This is a genomic window from Acetobacter papayae JCM 25143, assembly GCF_000613285.1.
Taxonomy (GTDB): Bacteria; Pseudomonadota; Alphaproteobacteria; order Acetobacterales; family Acetobacteraceae; genus Acetobacter; species Acetobacter papayae.
Genome location: NZ_BAIN01000011.1, coordinates 48,722 through 68,457 on the forward strand (window position 1 = coordinate 48,722; position 19,736 = coordinate 68,457).

Consider the following 19,736-nt stretch of genomic DNA (forward strand, 5'->3'; position numbering starts at 1 on the left):
TCAGTTCCGGTCTTTTTGTATGAAGCTGGGCAGGAACGGATTGTCTTTCTGCATAGAGTTCTTGCTGGGCAGGGAAGCGGCATCCCAGCCACCGCCCAGTGCCTCGATCAGGCTGACGGAATCCACCATGCGGCTCTGCTGTATCTGGAGCGCTGTCTCGGCGTTGGACAGGGCGGTGACTTCCGCCGTGATGACGGTCGTATAGATCTCGGTGCCCGCCAGATACTGATTGAAGGAAATACTGGCGGCCTTGTTTGCTGCACTCAGGGCGATGTCCTGCTGGGAGGCCTGATCGGACAGGATGCGCAGGTTGGAAAGCTGGTCTTCCACATTCTGCAGGGCGGTTAGCACTGTCTGGCGATAGGTGGCGGTGTAGTAGTCGTAATTAGTATTGGCTTCACGCACGGCGGCGGTGCGCGAGCCCCCTTCAAACAGAGTTTCCGTGGCAGAAGCTCCAAGAGACCAGATGCGATTGACGACCTGCACCAGCGTGCCCACGGGGTCACCACTATAGGAATAGGAGGCGGTCAGCTTAACATCGGGATAGAAGGCGGCAAGGGCAGCCCCTATCTGGGCATTGTATTCTTCCATCCGGCGTTCGGCAGCGGCAATGTCAGGGCGTCTTTGCAGCAGGGCGGCGGGAACACTGACCGGAATGGCAGGGATGGTGCGTGTCAGTTCCCCACGCGGGATGGACAGGTCAGCCGGAGGCTTGCCGATCAGGATAGCAATGGCATGCTCGTACTGCGCACGGTTGATACCGGTGGCAATGGCCTGCGCGCGGGTCTGCTCAAGCTGGGTTTTGGCCTGCATCAGGCTGGTCGGGTCGGCTGTGCCTGCATCATACTGGTTTTTGGTAATCTGGTATGAACGCTCGTAAAAAGCCACGTTGCGCTGGAGCAGATCATACAGGCTGTCCTGATAGCGCAGGTTGAAATACGCGGTGGCAAGCTGCGCCTGATAGGACAGGGTTGCATTGGCCAGATCCGCCGCTGATGCTTGTGCTTCTGTAACCTGTGCCTGAATCTGCCGGCGTATCTTGCCCCACAGATCAAGGTCCCATGAGGCGCTTGGCCCCATGGCATAGGTGTTTTCGGTTGTGTTGGTTGTATCGCCAGAGGTGGTGCTCTGCCCGTAATTGATAATCGTGCCGGATGAGCGCGAACCAACACCTGAGCTTTGTCGGTTAAAGGACAGTGAGCCGCTCAGCGTTGGGTACAACTGGGCGCGGACGGCGTTGATGGTGGCCCGTGCGTTGCGGTAGCGGGCTTCGTATTCGCGCACATTCTGGTTGTTGAGTGCGACCTGCTCCTCAAGCTGGTTGAGCAGGGGGTCATTGTAGATTTCCCACCACTTGCCTTTGGGCAGTTCGGCAAGATGTGGCTGTGCGTAATCCCAGCCGGATGCGGGCCGCAACTCCTTGAAAGCAGGAGAGATGATGGCAGAGGGCCGCTTGTAATCCGGGCCCACCATGCACCCTGTGGCCACCAGCGGTATCAGCAGGGGGGCAAGGCGCGTGAGTGCGGTGGACGGAAGGCGGAAAAATGGCTTGACCATCAGCGAACCTGTTTGGCGGTACGGTGGAAACGGGAATGGAGCCGGGCCTGTAAATTCTGGATACGAAGGCGCAGCCCATCGAAGGCGAGATAGATAACGGGTGTAGTGTACAGCGTCATGGCCTGACTGACGATAAGCCCACCCACGATGGCAATCCCCAGCGGGCGGCGCAGTTCGGAACCATAGCCGTTTGCGATGATAAGGGGGGCAGCCCCGAGAGCGGCGGCGGCAGAAGTCATCATGATCGGGCGGAAGCGCAGCAGGCAGGCGGTGCGAATGGCCTCAAGCGGAGAAAGACCCTGTTCGCGCTCGGCCATGATGGCGAAATCAACCAGCATGATGGCGTTTTTCTTGACGATACCAATCAGCAGGATCACCCCGATTAGCGCGATAAGGGAAAACTCCTCGCCTGCGAGTTGCAGCGCCAGCAGCGCGCCCACCCCGGCGGAAGGCAGGGTGGAAAGAATGGTCAGCGGGTGGATGTAGCTCTCATACAGGATGCCAAGCGTGACATATACCGCGACCAGAGCGGCAAGAATCAGCAGCGGTTCGTTGTTGACCGCTTTCTGGAACTGCGCGGCATTGCCCGCAAATCGCCCGTGAATGGTATCGGGCATATGCAGCGCCAGCCGTGTGGCGTCGATAATCTGGGTGGCTTCTCCCAGCGATACGCCCTTGGCCAGATTGAAGGAGAGGGTGCTGGCCACCACAAGCCCCTGATGGTTGACGGCCAGTGCGGTCTGGCCGGGCACAAGGGTTGTTACCAGTGTCAGCGGCACCATGGTTTCGGATGAGGTGCTGACGGCTGACCCGGTCGAGGCCCCGTTGCCACCCGCCAGTGTATTGGCAATCTGGTTGCGGAAAGACAGTGCGCTCATGCTGGTCGAAGTCTGGCTGCTGTCTGTATCGCGCACGCGGATGGTGTTGGAACTCGTGCCCCCACCGGCAGAGCCCCCCGCGACACTGACCCAGACCTGCATCAGACTATTGGGGGTGGACCACTGGGCCGGGTCGGCTTCCATGATGATGCGGTACTGGTTGAGGCGGTTATAAATGACGGAAGCCGCACGCTGGCCAAAGGCATCAAACAATGTGTTGGAGATAAGCTGGGGCGTGAGGCTGACGCGTGCAGCCGTGTCGCGGTCGATTTTGGTGGCAATGGCGGCACCTCCTACCTGCATGTCGGAGGAAAGGCTGGTCAGTTGCGGGTGGGTGCGCAGGGCAGCCAGCAGCTTGTTGCTCCACTCATAGAGTGCCGTAGCATCGTCGCTTTCCAGCGTGTACTGATAGGCGGCATTGCTTTCGCGTGCGCCGGTGCGCACGGCACCGGGCTGCATCAGAAAGAAATCCACCCCCACAACATGGCGCAGCTTGCGGTTGATGCGCGCGATCAGGTCGGTTGGGGTGTCATTACGCTCTGACTTGTCCTTGAGTTCCAGAAACAAATTGGCCTGATTAGCCGTGCCGCGCCCGCCGATGAACGAGGAGACCCCCGATACATCCCGGTCATGCAGCAGGATATCCTGAATATAAGCCAGCTTTTGTGTCAGCGCCGTAAAGGAAATGGACTGGTCCGCCTGCAGGTGGCCCATGAGCATGCCCGTATCTTCAACGGGAAAGAACCCCTTGGGCATGCGCACGAACAGGGCGGCTATCAGCACCAGTGTCAGCGGCAGGCTGCACAGCACCAGCTTGTGATGGCGCAGCGCTATATCGAGCGTGCGGACATAAAAGGCCTGCGTGGCGTTCAGCACGGTTTCAGCCAGCCTGCCGGGGTGCAGCCGCGACAGCAGATTACGCCAGCGCCCGCCGGTGGAGGGGGCCGGGGCCGCACTGGAGGGTTTGAGCAGCATGGCTGCCATCATGGGTGTGAGGGTGAGCGAGAGCACCAGAGAGACCATGATGGTGATGGCGACTGTCATGGCGAACTCATGGAACAGCCGCCCCGCCAGTCCGCCCATGAGCAGGATGGGCAGGAAAACCGCGATCAGCGATATGGAAATGGAAATAACCGTAAAGGCTACTTCGCTACTGCCCAGAATGGCGGCCTTGCGGGGCGGCATGCCCTGTTCAATGTAGCGGGCGATATTTTCCGTCACCACAATGGCATCATCCACCACAAAGCCGGTGGAGACCGTCAGAGCCATGAGCGACATGTTGTCGAGCGAAAAGCCCAGAAGCGCCATAAACCCGAATGTGGCGATAATGGAGGTGGGCACCACCACGGCGGGGATCAGCGTCATGCGCGGCGAGCGCAGGAACAGCAACACCACCAGAATGACCAGCACCACGGAAATGAACAGCGTGAGCTGTGTGTCCGCCAGTGCGGCGCGAATGGTCAGGGAGCGGTCCAGCCCGATATGCAGGTCAACCCCGCCGGGCAGGGCCGCCTTGAGCATGGGCAACTGTGCTTTGATCTGATCCACGGTGTTGATGATATTGGCCCCGGCCTGTGCGAAGGTCACGGCAATGACCGAGGGCTGGCCGTTGTAATAGCCTGCATTGCGCAGGTCTTCCACGCTGTCGCGCACATCGGCCACATCCGCCAGCCTTACGGGACGGCTGTTGCGCCAGGCGATGATGAGGTCACGGTAGTCCTGCGCCTTGGTGACCTGATCATTGGTATCGAGCGTAAAGCGCTGCCCTGCCTGATCGATAATGCCTTTGGGGGTGTGGGCGTTGGCGGAGGCAAGGGCCGCGCGCACATCTTCAAACCCGATCCCGTAATGGAACAGGGGCAGGGGGTTTATTTCAGCCCGGATGGCAGGCATGGCGCTGCCGGTGATATCGACCTGCCCGACCCCCTGAATGGAGGACAGGTGCTGCATGAGCACATTTGTGGCGTAATCGTAAAGCTGGGCGCGGCTATGGGTTTTGGAGGTCAGGGTCAGGATCAGGATAGGCGCGCCGTTGGGGTTTGCCTTGTGGTAACTGGGGTTCTGCCGCAGGGTGGAGGGCATGTCTGCCCGTGCGGCCTGCAGGGCGGCCTCCACATCGCGCGCGGCACCATTGATATCGCGGTTGAGAGAGAACTGAAGCGTGATGCGCGTGGTATTTTGCGAGGATTGCGACGTCATTTCCGTGACATCGGCAATCTGCCCCAGTCGCCGCTCCAGCGGGGCGGCAACCGAGCTTGCGATTTCTTCTGGCGAGCCACCGGCCTGCCGCGCCATGACCTGAATAACAGGCAGGTCCACATTGGGCAGGTCGGCCACGGGTAGGGTTCTGTAACCCAGAATACCGCCCAGTATGGCGGCTACGGCCAAAAGAATGGTGGCAACCGGCCTGTCTATGAAAAACCGGCTGACTGTCACGGGTTTGCAGGCCCGGAGGCCGTGTTGGGTGTGGTGCTTACAGGCTGGTGGCTACGTTTTTTCCACCGCTGCGCCCATGTGTCGAGCGTGAGGTAAATGACCGGCGTGGTGAACAGCGTCAGCAGTTGCGAGAGCGCCAGCCCGCCAATAATGGCCAGCCCCAGCGGGTAGCGCAGTTCAGACCCCGTGCCGTGGGAAATAACCATGGGCACCGCCCCCAGCATGGCGGCCAGCGTGGTCATGAGAATAGGCCTGAAACGCAAGGTGGTCGCGGTGCGGATGGATTGCAGGGAGTCCATGCCATGTTCGCGCTCGGCTTCAAGGGCGAAGTCGATCATCATGATCGCGTTTTTCTTCACGATACCGATCAGCAGCACGATGCCGATAATGCCCATGATATCCAGCCCTGTTCCCGCGATCATGAGGGTGAGCAAGGCACCAATGGCAGCGGAAGGCAGCGTGGACAGGATGGTGATGGGGTGGATGAAGCTTTCGTACAGGATACCCAGCACGATATAGACCGCGATCAGAGCCGCTGCGACCAGAAAGAGTTCGTTGCTGAGCGAGCCTTCAAAGGCGGCGGCGGTGCCCTGAAACGATGTCTGGAAGGAGGAGGGCAGGCCAATCTGTTTTTCCACCCGGCGGATAGCGGCCGTGGCATCGCCCAGTGCATAGCCGGGGCGCAGGTTGAACGAAATCGTGGTGGCAGGGAACTGGCCAAAATGCGTCAGCAGTAGGGGCGCTGTTTCTTCGCGCATGGAGGTAACACTGGCCAGCGGTACTAGCCCGGCGGTGGGCTGGCGTGTGGGGCCGGAGGTGCTGCTCCCTGTATTGCTGCTGATGCCCGGCAGGTAAAGCTGGTTGAGCGATGAGAGGTTACCCTGAAAGCGCGGGTCGGCTTCCAGAATGACGCGATACTGGTTGGACTGGGTGTAGATGGTCGAAATCTGCCGCTGGCCGAAGCTGTCATACAGCACGTTATCGACGGTCTGCGGCGTGATGGAGTAGCGCGCACCTGTTGGCCGGTCGAGCGTGACACGCGCCACGAGCCTTCGGCCTGAAGGTCGGACGTGACATCGGCCAGAGCCGGTTCCTTGCGCAGCAGTTCCAGCAGTTTCGGCACCCAGACCTTGAAGGCATTGTAGTCCGGGTTTTCGAGCAGGAACTGGTATTGCGTGGCGGTAACGGTCGTATCGAGCGAGAGGTCCTGCACGGGTTGCAGATACAGCTTTATGCCCGTGACAGAGGCGGTTTCCTGCTCCAGCCGCTGGGCAATAAGGGTGGCGGAGGTGGAGCGGCTGTCATGTGGCTTGAGGTTGATCAGAAAGCGCCCCTGATTGAGCGTGGCGTTCTGTCCGTCCACCCCGACGAAGGAGGAGAGCGAGAGCACGTCAGGGTCGCGCAGCAGAACCTTGGCCAGTTCCTGCTGGTGCGCTTTCATGTTGTCGAACGAGATGTTCTGCGCGGCCACGGAAATGCCCTGTAGCACCCCGGTATCCTGCACGGGAAAGAACCCCTTGGGGATCATCCAGCCCAGAACGCCCGTCAGCACAAGGTGCCCGCGGCCACCAGCAGGGTCAGCCCCCGGTGCACAAGCACTACGTCCAGCATGCGGTCATAGGCCGCGATCAGCTTTTCGGTGGCGACTTCCATCTGCGCGGACCAGCGCGCGAACATGCCCGAGGCCTCGGTGTCGTGTTCGCGCTCAGACAAAATGCGTGCGCACATCATCGGCACAAGGGTGAGCGAGACAATGGCGGAAATAACGATGGTGGTGGCCAGTGTCAGGGCAAATTCATGGAACAGTCGGCCCACAACATCGCTCATGAACAGCAGCGGGATCAGCACCGCTATGAGCGAGATGGTGAGCGAGATAATGGTAAAGCCGATTTCGCCAGCCCCTTTTAGGGCGGCGGTCATGCGGTCATCTCCCGCCTCGATATAGCGCGAGATATTCTCGATCATGACAATGGCATCATCCACCACAAAGCCGGTCGCGATGGTGAGCGCCATGAGCGAAAGATTATCGAGCGAGAAATCCAGCAGATACATGATGGCTAGCGTGCCGATGATCGATAGCGGCACCGACAGGCTGGGAATGATGGTGGCAGGGATATTGCGCAGGAATACGAAAATAACCGCAACCACCAGCACAAGGGCCAGAAACAGTTCGAACTGCACATCGGCCACGGAGGCGCGGATGGTTGTGGTGCGGTCGGTCAGCGGAACAATATCGATACCCGGCGGCAGGGTCTGGCGCAGCGCGGGCAGGGTGGCCTTGATGTTGTCCACCACCGAAATCACGTTAGCGCCCGGCTGGCGCTGAACATTCATGATCAGTGCAGGCGTGAGGTTGGACCATGCCGCAAGCTGGGTGTTTTCCGCGCCAATAATGACCTGCGCCACATCGCGTATGCGCACCGGCCCGCTGTTCTGATAGGCGATAACCTGATTGAGCAGCATGTCCGTGTTGGTAATCTGCCCGTCAACACGCAGAGTTGCCGCGCGGTGTGCGCCATCGAACGTGCCGGTGGGCGAGTTTACGTTCACATTGCCAATGGTGGTGCGCAGGGTGTCGAGATCAATGCCGTAGGAGGTCAGCTTGGGAATGTTGACCTGAACCCGGATAGCCTTGCGGTTACCCCCCGAAAGGGTAACAAGCCCCACGCCTGAAATCTGGCTGATTTTCTGTGCCAGCCGGGTGTCCACATAGTCTTCCACCTCGGGCAGCGGAATGGTGGAGGAACTGATACCCAAGGTGAGTACGGGCGTATCCGCCGGGTTGACCTTGGCATAGACCGGAGGGGCGGGCAGGTCGGTTGGCAGCAGGGAGTTGGCCTGATTGATGGCGGCCTGCACTTCCTGCTCCGCCACATCCATGGACATGGACAGGTCGAAACGCAGCGTAATGACCGAGGCCCCGCCCGATGAGCGCGATGTCATCTGATCGAGACCGGGCATCTGCCCGAACTGGGTTTCCAGCGGTGCAGTAATGGATGTTTCCATTACATCTGGCCCGGCACCGGGGTAGAAGGTCTCAACCGTTATGGTGGGGTAATCGACCTGCGGTAGGGCTGATATGGGCAGGAAATGGTAGCCCAGCAGTCCGGCCAGAAAAATGGCCAGCATCAGCAGCGTGGTGGCGACAGGCCTGCGGATGAAAAGGGCCGAAGGGTTCACGGCGCGTTACCGCTGGCAGGGGCGGCGGGAATGGAAACCCCTATGCCTTCGCGCAGATGGTCGGTGCCGTCGGTTACAACCTTGTCACCCGCGTTCAGGCCCGTTGTCACCACCGTGTTGGTGCCGTCCGAAATGCCGGTGGTCACGGGTTTGACGGTTACGGTGTTATCGGCTTTCACCACATAAACGAACAGGCCAGAAGGCCCGGTCTGTATGGCGGTGGCGGGCAGCAGCAGCACGTTGTCGAGCGTGCGCACCAGCAGGCGGGCATTGACGAACTGGTTGGGGAAGAGATGCTCATCCGCATTGGGGAATATGGCACGCAGGCGCACCGTGCCGGTGGCGGTGTCGATCTCGCTATCCAGCGCGCTGACCGTGCCATCCGCGATCTTGCTGGTGTTGGTGCTGTTCCAGGCTTCGACCGACAGCTCCTTGTGTGCACGCAGTTCGTCCGCCACCTGCGGGAGCTGGTCTTGCGGCAGGGTGAAAATAACCGAGATGGGCTGCATCTGAGCCAGTACGGCCAGCCCGCCTGACTGTCCGGCTGTGACGTAGTTGCCTCTGTCCACGGCCCTGATTCCGATACGCCCGTCAACCGGCGCGGTAATATGGCAGTAGATGAGCTGGAGTTTTTCGTTATCCACCTGCGCTTGATCGGATTTGACCGTGCCTTCAAGCTGCTTGACCGTAAACTGCTGGTCTCGCGCGGTTTTGGCGTCGATACTGTCCTGACGGATCAGCTTCTGGTAGCGGGCATTGTCCACGCGGGCCTGATCAAGCTGGGCCTGATCGCGCTCCAACTGGCCCTCGTACTGTTCAAGCAGGACCTGATAGGGGCGGGGGTCAATGATGGCCAGCAGGTCGCCCTTGTGGACATGCTGGCCTTCCTTGAACAGAACCTCCATCAGGTAGCCATCCACACGGGTCTGTACGGTGACGTTGGTAATGGGAATGACCGTGCCGAGTTCGGTCAGCACCACGGGCATGGAGCCAGCTTTTACGGTTTGCACGGCTACAGGCTGCTTTTCCGCATCGGCGGATGTGCCGTGTTTGCCGCCATGGCCTGCATTATCTCCGCTATGGGGGCGCAGGAAGGCAAAACCCAATATGCCGATAGCGGCCACACCAACGCCTGTCAGTACCAGCTTCCGCCTGCGCGAGGGGGCGGGCGCCTGCGTGGAAGAGGGAGGCGTGGAAGGGGCCTTGTTGTGTTCGTCCATGAGGCGCGCTGCTCGTTTTTACCAGGGTTGTGGAAGGCTGACAGGAAAAGGGGGGCGACGCGGAACCGTAAGTCTCTGGCCGGGAAGGCCTGTTGCTGGCGGACTGTATTGCATGTCTTGTGGCTAAATTCGGGCACGCTGGTTTGCGGTGCATTGAACGTGCCCCGCCACGGCGCATTGTGGCGGGGTCCGGGTTATCTGTCCAGCGTGCGGTGTGCTTGCCTTAACTGCGGTTGCCGCTCATGTCTGCTCCGGCGGAAGGGCGCATGGTGCCTGCTATGGGGGTTGCCAGCAGGGAAATACCCCCCGTCACCAGCAGAGCGATGGAAAAATCGTTCAGCGTCGGCTCACTCTGGCCAGACAGGGCATTGAGCACCGTAAGCGTGCCTGCCGCGATACAGATCCCGCTTGAGAGCATGATCTGCTGCATGGTCGAATACAGGCTGGTGGCCGCACTCATGCGGTTGGGCGGAATATCTGCATAAGCGACTGTATTATAGGCGGAAAACTGCACGGCCTGAGCCGCGCCAGCCATAACCAGCACGATGGAAATGGTCCACATAGGCATAGGCGGGCGGTAGCCAGCGATCAGGGCAAAAATAACGGCTGCGGACAGGCCGTTAATCATCAGCACCCGGCGAAAGCCCCAGCGTTTGAGAATGGCGGGCACCAGTGGACGAATGGCGATAGAGCCAATGGCCCAACAAATGTGACAATACCGCTCTGGGCCGCGTTCAGCCCCGCGCCGATCTGCAAAAAGGTGGGCAGCAGGAAGGGGAGTGAGCCCACGGCAATGCGCGAGGCCGCTCCCGCCACGAGCGAAATGCGGAAGGTGGCAAAGCGCATCAGCCGGAAATCCAGCAGTGGCTCGGTAATCCGGCTTGCATGGCGCGCATAGACAGCCATAAGCACCACACCCCCAGCCAGCAGGCTGACCAGCACGGGCCAGCCCGCCGCATCATGGCTGAACAGTTCGGCCAGAATGGACAGGGTGGCCAGTCCGCCTCCGGCCAGCACCATGCCTTTGAGGTCAAACGGAGGGGGTGAGGGCTCGCGCACCTGCGGGATAAAGCGCCATGTCATCAACAGCCCCAGTATGCCCACGGGAATGTTGAGATAAAAATTCCACCGCCATGAAAACCATGTGGTGATGAAACCACCCACAACCGGCCCCATAAGTGGGCCGAGTGTTGCAGGGAGCATCATCCACGCCATGGCGCGCACAAGATCCTGGCGGGGGGTATCCCGAATGACGACAAGCCGCCCTACAGGTACCATTAGCGCCCCGCCCGCGCCTTGCAGCATGCGCATGATAGCCAGAAACGGCAGCGAATGCGCAATGCCGCAGAAAATGGAGCAAACCAGAAAGACGCTGATAGCCAGACTGAGAATGGTGCGGCTGCCAAGCCTGTCCGCCAGCGCTCCAGATGCGGGAATAAAAATAGCCAGCCCGATAATATAGGATGTCAGGGCTACGGAAGTTGCAACCGTATCGACATGCAGATCATGCGCGATGGCGGGCAGTGCCGTAGCCAGAATGGTGCCATCGAGTTGTTCCATGAAGAACATGGCGGAGACAGTAAGGGCCGTGAGTTGGATACGGTTAGGAAAAGCCATGCCTGCGTGGGAACCCTAGTCAGCGTTATGTTTTTGCGGTCTGATAGGTTCAGACAACCGTAAAGCCGGGATCACGCCCGATACGCGGACCGTGGACCAAGCGGTTGGAGAAGGGAGGACTATGGTCATGGCTGATGACAAAATCAAGAAACTGGAAAACAGGGCCGAAGGCGTCGCCAAGGATGTGCAGGGTCACCTGAAAGATGCCGTTGGCGGATTGACAGGGGATGTCGGCCTGCAGGCGGAAGGCAAGTTCGACCAGTTCGCCGGGCACATGCAGCAGGATTTTGCTGATCTGTACGACGAAGGCGAGGGGGTGGTGGAAAAGGCCGTAACCCTCGTGCGCGACAAGCCCCTGCTGGCTCTTGGCGTTGTTTCCTTTGTCGGGATCGTGCTGGGCTGGCTGCTCGCACCGCGTTCAAAGCGGTCCTGAAAAAAATCATTTCATCAGGACTCTTGCGTTCCTAGGTGAAAAAATGCTTCTCCTTCCCCACGGAGTCGCAGTTAGAGCGACTCGGTTATTTTAGCCGAGTCGCTCAAAACGGGCGATCAGTTGGACGGAACGAGGGGCAATGCCGGATTTCAGGCGTGAACAACAGCATGGCGGACGTGTCGCGGGGTAGACGAAGTGGGCCGTGGCCCGCTCGCTGGCCCCGTGGTGGCGGCTGCGGTGGTGTTTGCGTCCGGTGTGCCTGATGATCTGGCCAGCCTGATCGATGATTCCAAAAAACTGAAACCAGCCATGCGCGAGGCCATTGCGGCCCGGCTGCCCGGTGTGCCGGGGGTGGAAATCGGTCTGGGTGCAGCTTCCGTTGCGGAAGTGGACCGGCTGAACATCCATCATGCAGCCCATCTGGCCATGCAGCGCGCCGTGGCCCGGCTGCCGCAGATGCCCGACCACGTGCTGGTGGATGGCAACAAGCTGCCCAGCTTTGGCTGTAGTGCCGAGGCACTGGTGGGTGGCGATGGGCTGAGCCTGTCCATTGCTGCCGCCTCCATCGTGGCCAAGGTGGTGCGTGATCGCATCATGGCGCGGCTGGATGTGCGCTGGCCCGATTACGGGTGGGACGGCAACGCGGGATACGGCACGCAGGCGCACAGGCATGCGCTGGTGCAGGTGGGGGTTACCCCCCACCACAGGAAGACATTCGGTACGGTACGGCGGCAGTTGGAACTGGCAGGAGCGGCAGGGCAGTGATGAGCGGCATGAAAAAATCGGTTCCCATGGAACTTCCTCTCGACAGGATTATCCGTGGTGAATGCGTGGATGTAATGCGCGGCCTGCCCAGTGGGTCGGTGGACTGCATTTTCGCGGACCCGCCGTATAACCTGCAGCTCCGTGGCGAACTGCGCCGCCCTGACGATACGCTGGTCGATGGCGTTGACGATGAGTGGGACAAGTTTTCCGATCTGGAAGAATATGACCGCTTTACCCGTGCATGGCTTTCCGAGGCCCACCGCCTGCTGCGCAAGGATGGCACGATCTGGGTGATCGGCTCCTACCACAACATTTTCCGTCTGGGTGCGATTCTGCAGGATCTGGGATTCTGGATCCTTAACGACATCGTATGGCGCAAATCCAACCCAATGCCGAATTTCCGTGGTCGCCGCTTTACCAATGCACATGAAACGATGATCTGGCCGCCCGTGGGCCGGATAGCCGCTACCGTTTCAACTATCAGGCCATGAAGGCGCTGAACGACGATGTGCAGATGCGCTCGGACTGGTATCTGCCCCTGTGCACCGGCAATGAACGCCTGCGTAACGAACACGGGCTGAAGCTGCACCCGACGCAAAAGCCCGAAAGCCTGCTGCACAGGGTGCTGGTTGCCTCCACCACGGTGGATGATGTGGTGCTTGATCCGTTCTCAGGTTCGGGCACGACAGCGGCTATGGCGCGGCGGCTGCGGCGGCACTTTATCGGGATCGAGCGTCACCCGGACTACATCGAGGCTTCACTGGCGCGGATCGCGCGTGAGCAGCCTTTGCCTGAAGACGTTGTGCAGACAACGCAGGACCGGCGCGAGGCCCCGCGGGTGCCGTTTGGCAGTCTGGTGGAGCAGGGCGTGATCGTAGCGGGCACAGTGGTGTGCGATAAAAAACAGCGGTTGCAGGCAACGGTTTCACCAGATGGCACACTGGTTAGCGGCACGCATCGTGGTTCTATCCACAAGCTGGGAGCGCAATTGACTAACGCGCCCTCATGCAACGGCTGGACGTTCTGGCATTTTGAGCGTGAAGGAGCACTTCTGCCGCTTGATGTGCTGCGTCAGGAAAGCCTGCAAATGGTCGCAGCTAATAACGCGAACGCGCAGGGCTGATAATTCGCCCCGCCCGTAAGGGCTGGTGGCAGTTTAGCTGCCACCAAACCCGAGGAACCCGGCGGAAGGCTGGGCAACGCCCCCCGTGGAATCATAGCCATGTCCCGCCGGAGCAGTGTCGGCCCGCGCGGCGTTGATACCGCCGGTAACAACGGGGCGCCCCGCGTCCATACCCTGATTGGCGTAGTCTGAGCCCACCCGGTCATCCGACGTGCGCAGAGACAGCAGCAGGAAGGTGATGGGGTTGCGGTTGAGGTCGATGGACATTTCCAACGGCGTTTGCCCCAGAATATTGTGCCCACCCAGATCAGCCCCACGGTTCACGGCATCCTTGGCCGCAGCAACGCTGCCACGGTTAATGGCCTCGAACAGAGCGCTCGTGGGCTCCACATCCTTGCCAATACGGTCGCCGTCATCCTCGTCCATGCCTTCCGAGCCCGGAATGGCGGAAGGGGGGGCAGCACGTTTGGCGGCCTTGGCGCTTTCCGCTTTCTGCGATGCCTCCTCAGCCGCGCCCTGTTCTTCCTCTTCGGAAGCAGCAAGGGCGGGGGAGACATGGAAATGGGCCAGGCTACAGAACAGCAGGGCGCAGGTAACAGGGCGGAATAAGCGGTTCATGATCTGTCCATTGATGCGCGATGCCAAATATTACCACACCCCCCAGATGTCGCAAAGGAGCACACCGATTCGCCATGAAGTGGCAAGGCGCTCTTAAGCGGTGCCATCAGCGGGGGCGGCGCCCTTCGCGCCACCATGCACCCAGTATCAGCGGCAGTGCCAGCAGCAGATAGACCCATGTTGGCAGCAGTGGTGCGGCTGTCCGCCCGGTTACGGTATGGGCACCGCGTGCGGGAAAAGCCAGCCAGTCCGCCCCGTGCAGGTCGGATGAACTGGCAACACGGGCGGATGGCACGTGCAGCGTGTCGGGAGAATCTCCCAGCCAGAACACGCCACCACCCGTCTGGCGGGTGATGGAATCAAGCTTGCTTGCAGTTGCGCGCAGGGTGGCGAATTCCGCCGGGTCTGCCTGCACGGGGGCAGCATAGGTTGTGTGTGTGCCATCGCTGATCTGCCAGATACCGTTTTCCGTGGCGGGCAGTGTGGCCCGGAAAGTGCCGGGGTCCTGCGCATCTGGGTGCAGGGTTACAGTTTGGGTGGCGCCGGAAGGCGCTGTCACGCTCACCGTGTTGGCCGGGTCGTTGGAAACACTGTGGCGGGTAATGCTCAGCACGCCATCGGACAGGCTGGCGGCAAGCTGTTCTTCCTCCAGCTCTGGCTCTTTCATCAGCCAGTGCGAAATCCGCCGCAGCAACTCAGCCTGTGGTCCGCCGCCGCCCTCGCCCCGCGACCAGAGCCAGATCTGGTCAGACAGGAGTAGCGCCACGCGGCCACGGTCCACATGATCGAGCAGCAGCAGGGGCGCGCCGTCCGGCCCGTTCATCAGCACTTCGCCATGGGTACGGTCCGGGCGTAGGGCGCGGTACCATGGCCCCCAGGAGCCCGTGCCCTCCGTGGCCCCGTCCGTGCCACCCGGCGGTGGTGCGCCGTTGGTGGATGGAGTGGGCAGGCCCTGCGGTGCGCCGGGGAGGGCAGCCGTAACAGGGTGCCTGCGGCCAGTAGCGGTGAGTGTTGGGCGAAAACGCTGGGTGATGATGCTGTTTTCAAACGGCACATGGGCGGGCAGCACATCGCCCACCGGGGTATCCTGCAAGGAGCCGGGGCCAACAAATTCCGGCCCCGCCGTTAGCAGCAGGCCTCCGCCCTGACGTACAAAATCCGCAATATTCTCAAGGTAGAGACGCGGTAGAATATGGCGGTTTTCAAACCCGTCGAGAATGATCAGATCGAACTGACGGATTTTTTCCTGAAAGAGTTCGCGCACGGGAAAGGCGATAAGCGCCAGATCGGACAGCGGCGTTCCGTCATCTTTTTCCGGCGGACGCAGAATGGTGAAGTGGATCAGGTCCACTGCCGGGTCGGCCTTGAGCAGCCTGCGCCAGACCCGTTCACCCTGATTGGGCGTGCCCGATACCAGCAGCACGCGCAGCCTGTCACGAATACCGGTGATGGTCACGACAGTCTGGTTGTTGATGGTCGAAACCTCGCCCTCAAGCGGGGAAACCGCAAGGCTGACCAGCAACTGGCCGGGATGGGCCACATGCACGGTAATGTCCTGCGGGGTGCCTGTCTGCACAGGCACTGTGCGCGCGGCTTCGCCATTGACGCGCACACTCAGTGTGGCGGGCGTGCCGTCATGTGTGCCCGGTCCGGCATCCTGCACCCGCACGCGCAGATGCGCATCTTGCCCGGCTATGGCGTAAGGGGGGGCTTCCAGCACCTCAAGCCTGCGGTCGGTTTCCTCGCCTTTGGCGCTGAGCAGCACATGCAGGGGCAGGGTAGTATGGTGGCTGCCATTGCCTGCCGGGCGCAGCCTGTCGGGGATGGTTTCTGGGGTGTCGAGGTTCTGGCCATCTGTCAGCATGACAGCCCCGGCAAAGCGTGCAGGCGGAATATCCGCCGCCGCCTGATCGAGCGCTTCAAACAGTCTGGTGCCGTCATGGCCATTTTCGCGCACGTTGACGGTGCGGAATTCAAGCCCCGGTGTTTGTGCATGCGCCAGAATATCCGCTGCCTGACGGGCAATGGCGTTTCTCTGCCCCAGAGACATGGAGCCAGAGTGATCAACCAGCAGCAGCGCGGTCTGGGGCAGGGGGTGGCTGTTTTCATGCAGGCGTTGCGGCCCGGCCAGCCATGTCAGGATAACAAGGGCGGCCCCAAAGCGGAGCAGGGCCCCGGACGGGCTGGCCCGTAAAAGCCCCACGACACATAGCACCAGCGCCAGCACAGCCAGCGCCGCCAGCAGCCATAAAGGGACAAGCGGCTCAAAGGTGACAGAATGGGAAAAAAGGTCTGTCATGCGTGTCTTCCAGCCGTTTGAGCAGCATGGGCACATGCACCTGATCGGCTTTGTAGCTGCCTGTCAGGGCGTAAATCACCGCATTCAGGCCAAAGCGATAGGCCTGAACACGCTGTTCCGCCCCACCGGGCAGCACGGCATAGGGTGTGCCGCCATGGCCATCGACCGCCCATGCATGGGCCCAGTCAGCCGAACCGATAATAACGGGGCTGACATCATCATTTTCTGCATCGCCTTCACGCGCGACCCAGATCGGTTGCCCGGCGTAGCGACCGGGAAAATCGTGCATCAGGTAAAAGGTATGCGCCAGCAGGTGGTGGTCTGTCATAGTTGTCAGGGGCGGGATTTGCAGCCCCGCCGTTACGCGGCGCAGGGCATGGCCTGCACTGCCACTGGTTGTGCTGCCCTCTTCGCCAGAGGCATCATCACCCTGTGTATCGATCAGCAGGATACCGCCATGCGCCATAAAACTGTTCAGATTGGCGGTCACGGCAGGTGATGTCTCGGCATCGCCCGTTACGGGCCAGTAAATCAGCGGATAGTAGCTGAGGTCATCCTGTCCGGGGCGCACGGCGTCAGGCACGCCCAGCTTGGCGGAGGTGCGGGCATTTACAAAATCCGACAGGCCCTGAAGCCCCTGACGGGAGACTTCATCCACATCGGGATGACCTGTCACTACATAAGCCAGCCGGGTTTCCAGCGCAGCGCGCGGCACTGCCGGGGCCTGTGGGGTGGTGGTGGGAGGGGGGGTATCAATGGCGGAGGGCATGCTTTGCGGTGCTGCCGTGGTGGCGGGTGGTAGACTGCCCGTGCCATCATCGGGGGCCTGCGCCCGTGCCGTTCCGCCAGCCAGAACCAGCCCTGCCATGAGTGTCACGGCTATTCCGCGCCGGGAGGGGCGGCGTGCCACCCGCATGAGCAGCATGGCCATTCCGTCCACCAGCATGAGCACAAGGGCCGCCAGCAGGCTGTAACGGCCCAGCGGCCTGTCTGGCTGGCGCGTTTGTGGATCGATCAGGGTGCCGATGGGATCAGCCGCCTGAAGGGTCGTGATCTGGGTTGCGGCATTCAGGGCGCGTCGGCCATTGCGTGGGCCGTAAAGGCCGGGCGGGTGCTCGGGCGAGACCGGTGTGCTCTCAAAGGCGCTGGCCCTGAGCCCGCGTGCCGTGGCAGGCGGCGGGCCAAGATTGCCTTCGCCATCAAGGCTCAGGGCGGGAGAAAGCAGCGTGTCATCTGCTGGAATGGCAAGGCCATTGGCATGTTCTGTCAGGCGCTGGAGCATGGAAACAAACAGCCCTGACAGCGGCAGGTTGGACCAGTCCGCCGTGCTGCTGACGTGGAACAGAACCAGTGTGCCCTTGCCCATGCTGGCATAGGTAACAAGCGGTGTGCCGTCGGCCAGCCGTGCCCAGCTTTGCTCACCCAGCGTGTCTGTCGGGCTGGCCAGAACCTGTCTGCTGATCGTGACATCGGCCGGGATGGACAGCCCCCGGAAGGGTGAGAGCGCATCAAAGGGCGCGAGTTTCTGCGGCGCGCCCCATGTCATGGAGCCACCAAGCTGGCGCGTGCCATCCAGCAGCGGCACCGGCAGCAGGTTATCGGCAGGCTGGTGCCTCATGCGGAGCTCCGGCCAGAGCTGGCCCGGCAAAGCGAATGAGCGTGCCGCCTTTTTCCACCCATGCACGCACGGCCTGCTGGGTCTGGGTGCCGGTGAGTGTGCCATCAGGCGCGATCAGCACGGAAAGCGGGCGGTTCAGCAGGGTTTCGGGTGTGCCTTCATGCAGGTCTGTTGTAGGGCCGAGTGCCCGGCGGATATAAAACAGTGCGCCCACCAAGGGCGTGTCCGCCCCACCTGCCGAAAGCAGGCCTACAGGGCGCATCCTGTCGGTTTCATCCATAAGGAGCGTGGTGGCCGCGCCTGAAATCCCGCGCAGGGTAATGGTTTCAACCTGATTGCGCAGTTCGGGCGGCAGGGGCAGGTGGATATCTGTCTGCGTTGCATGGGCAGGTAGAGAGAAAGGAATGGCCGCCAGTGTCGCGCCATCGGCGGTGCGGGCAAGGGCTGTTATGTCCTGCGGTATGGCGGAAGGCACGGCCAGCACACGGGCCATGATGTCGCCCGAAGCCGGAGGGGGCGGTGTCAGCGCCAGCGCGGTCTGATGGGGGAAGCGTACCTCGCGTACCGGCCCGGCACTGCGCAGGGCGGAAGCAAAGCCTGTATCCTGCGGGCTGGCCACGCCATCGGCCAGATAGAACACTCCGGCATAGCTATGCTCCAAGGCACTCAACTGCTTTGCCGCCTGCGCACGGTTGACCGGCCATGGAGACGGGCGCAGGGCGTTGAGCGTTTGCTCAGCCTCGGCGGCGGCGCGGGCTTGAGGCTGGTCTTGTGTGGGTTGTTCCGTTGGGGTGGGGGCGGTTAGCAGCAGGGTCACGGGGCTTTGAGTGCGGGCCGCGTTTTCCACAATGGCTTGCGCCGTGCTGATCCGCTCCGCCCAGTCAGAAGCGGCAAATAGGCCGTTATCCATGACCAGCAGCACAGGGCCGGATGCGGTAGCGGTTTCCGTATCCTTGTGCAGGAACGGCCCGGCAAGCCCCACAACCAGCAGGCAGAAAACCAGCGCGCGGATAATGAGCAGCCACAGGGGAGAGCGTACGGCGTCTATCTGGCGGGTGCGGAGCCCGTCCAGCAGCGCCACGGGAGGGAAGGCCTGGCCTGCGCGGCTGCGGCGGCGTGGCGCGCAGCAGCCACCACACCAGAGGCAGCCCTGCCAGTGCCAGCAGCAGGAAGGGGGAGGAAAAACTCATGCGGAGTGGCTCATCAGCGTATGCAGGCTCAGCAGGGCCGGGAGGGCTGTCTGGTCTGTCTGGTGCCGTGTCAGGTCGTGGCCGTAGCGCGTGGCCGTGTCAGCAAGCCAACCCTCGCGCGTGGCGATAAGGGAGGCATAGGCCGCGCGGATATCGGTGGTTTCAGACAGTTCAACCGGCTGTTCGCCCTCCAGCCCGGTAAACAGTACACGCCCTGCATAGGGCAGGCTGGCCTCAGCCGGGTCGCGCACTGCCAGCAGATGCGCGCGTACAGGTAGGGCAGCCAGATGGCGCAGGAAGGATTGTATGTCTTCCTGCGGGCCAAGAAAATCGCTGGCAATCAGCAGATGCGCGCGCATGGGCAGATGTACTGGCAGGCGCTGGAAAGGGGCCTGTGCGGCACTATCCGGTGTGGCTGCCAGCTCTTTATGCGCCTGCGCAATCAGCCCCATGGCCAGACGTTCCAGCGGCGGGCCACCAGCAGGCAGAGGGAACAGGCCCGAAGGCCCCGCCAGTTGCACGGTTTCTCCCGCACGGAGCAGCAGGGCGGCCATGGTCAGCAACAGGGTAATGGCGCTGTCCAGCTTGGAAGGAATGGACGAGGCTGAACACCAGTCCATCGAGGGCGACATGTCGCACCACAGGAGAATGGTCTGGGCGGTTTCCGCTTCTTTTTCACGCACCTGCGCATGGTGGGTGCGGGCTGACTGCCGCCAGTCTATGCGCGAGGCGGGCTCTCCCGGCTGGGCCGGACGGTACTGCCAGAAACTGTCACCCCACCCCGCACGGCGCTGGGGGTGCA

The 19,736-nt window shown here is 61.5% G+C and carries 8 protein-coding genes and 5 pseudogenes; 3 read left to right on the forward strand and 10 right to left on the reverse strand.

Translation table 11 applies throughout. The features are described 5' to 3' along the window. From JCM25143_RS04855 to JCM25143_RS16960, 5 genes and pseudogenes are all read right to left on the reverse strand, one after another. Complete coding sequence (locus JCM25143_RS04855; protein ID WP_025860223.1) at window positions 1-1,557, reverse strand: efflux transporter outer membrane subunit; 1,557 nt, start codon at window positions 1,555-1,557, stop codon at window positions 1-3. After that, the gene (locus JCM25143_RS04860) at window positions 1,557-4,871 is read right to left on the reverse strand and encodes an efflux RND transporter permease subunit (RefSeq protein WP_025860224.1); all 3,315 of its coding nucleotides are present in this window, start codon (window positions 4,869-4,871) and stop codon (window positions 1,557-1,559) included. Before JCM25143_RS04860 ends, JCM25143_RS04855 begins: the two co-directional genes overlap by 1 nt. Continuing rightward, window positions 4,868-8,051: pseudogene (locus JCM25143_RS25135) on the reverse strand (efflux RND transporter permease subunit). Before JCM25143_RS25135 ends, JCM25143_RS04860 begins: the two are co-directional and overlap by 4 nt. After that, a complete protein-coding gene (locus tag JCM25143_RS04870; RefSeq protein ID WP_025860225.1) occupies window positions 8,048-9,271 on the reverse strand; it encodes an efflux RND transporter periplasmic adaptor subunit in 1,224 nt (407 codons plus the stop codon). The pseudogene JCM25143_RS25135 and the gene JCM25143_RS04870 overlap by 4 nt, the downstream one beginning before the upstream one ends. Window positions 9,272-9,494: 223 nt before the next feature. Further along, window positions 9,495-10,888 (reverse strand): annotated as a pseudogene (locus tag JCM25143_RS16960) (MFS transporter). Between the two features lie 127 nt (window positions 10,889-11,015). Between JCM25143_RS16960 and JCM25143_RS04880 the strand changes: the two are divergent. From JCM25143_RS04880 to JCM25143_RS16970, 3 genes and pseudogenes are all read left to right on the forward strand, one after another. Continuing rightward, window positions 11,016-11,321 carry a CsbD family protein gene (locus JCM25143_RS04880; protein ID WP_025860226.1) on the forward strand — a complete coding sequence of 102 codons (306 nt, stop codon included), beginning with the start codon at window positions 11,016-11,018 and terminating at the stop codon, window positions 11,319-11,321. Between the two features lie 139 nt (window positions 11,322-11,460). Further along, window positions 11,461-12,086: pseudogene (locus JCM25143_RS16965) on the forward strand (ribonuclease HII). After that, window positions 12,086-13,209, forward strand: a pseudogene (locus JCM25143_RS16970) (DNA methyltransferase). The pseudogenes JCM25143_RS16965 and JCM25143_RS16970 overlap by 1 nt, the downstream one beginning before the upstream one ends. 33 nt (window positions 13,210-13,242) lie before the next feature. On the opposite strand, the gene JCM25143_RS04895 reads toward JCM25143_RS16970, so the two are convergent. From JCM25143_RS04895 to JCM25143_RS04910, 5 genes and pseudogenes are all read right to left on the reverse strand, one after another. Beyond that, a complete protein-coding gene (locus JCM25143_RS04895; protein ID WP_035370485.1) occupies window positions 13,243-13,827 on the reverse strand; it encodes an ankyrin in 585 nt (194 codons plus the stop codon). Window positions 13,828-13,933: 106 nt separating this feature from the next. Then, window positions 13,934-16,126 carry a hypothetical protein gene (locus tag JCM25143_RS04900; RefSeq protein ID WP_025860228.1) on the reverse strand — a complete coding sequence of 731 codons (2,193 nt, stop codon included), beginning with the start codon at window positions 16,124-16,126 and terminating at the stop codon, window positions 13,934-13,936. After that, complete coding sequence (locus JCM25143_RS25140; RefSeq protein WP_369347358.1) at window positions 16,092-17,744, reverse strand: DUF4159 domain-containing protein; 1,653 nt, start codon at window positions 17,742-17,744, stop codon at window positions 16,092-16,094. Before JCM25143_RS25140 ends, JCM25143_RS04900 begins: the two co-directional genes overlap by 35 nt. Continuing rightward, window positions 17,722-18,934 (reverse strand): annotated as a pseudogene (locus tag JCM25143_RS25145) (BatA domain-containing protein). The gene JCM25143_RS25140 and the pseudogene JCM25143_RS25145 overlap by 23 nt, the downstream one beginning before the upstream one ends. Continuing rightward, window positions 18,931-19,736 (reverse strand): DUF58 domain-containing protein (locus JCM25143_RS04910; protein ID WP_025860229.1); only part of this gene is annotated, 806 nt, incomplete at its 5' end. The gene JCM25143_RS04910 and the pseudogene JCM25143_RS25145, both read right to left, overlap by 4 nt.

Excerpts from the sequence above, each read along its gene's own strand:
- JCM25143_RS04900 (WP_025860228.1), bottom strand. The coding sequence starts at position 16,126 with ATGACAGACCTTTTTTCCCATTCTGTCACCTTTGAGCCGCTTGTCCCT.
- JCM25143_RS04895 (WP_035370485.1), bottom strand. The coding sequence starts at position 13,827 with ATGAACCGCTTATTCCGCCCTGTTACCTGCGCCCTGCTGTTCTGTAGC.
- JCM25143_RS04880 (WP_025860226.1), top strand. The coding sequence starts at position 11,016 with ATGGCTGATGACAAAATCAAGAAACTGGAAAACAGGGCCGAAGGCGTC.
- JCM25143_RS04855 (WP_025860223.1), bottom strand. The coding sequence starts at position 1,557 with ATGGTCAAGCCATTTTTCCGCCTTCCGTCCACCGCACTCACGCGCCTT.
- JCM25143_RS25140 (WP_369347358.1), bottom strand. The coding sequence starts at position 17,744 with ATGAGGCACCAGCCTGCCGATAACCTGCTGCCGGTGCCGCTGCTGGAT.
- JCM25143_RS04870 (WP_025860225.1), bottom strand. The coding sequence starts at position 9,271 with ATGGACGAACACAACAAGGCCCCTTCCACGCCTCCCTCTTCCACGCAG.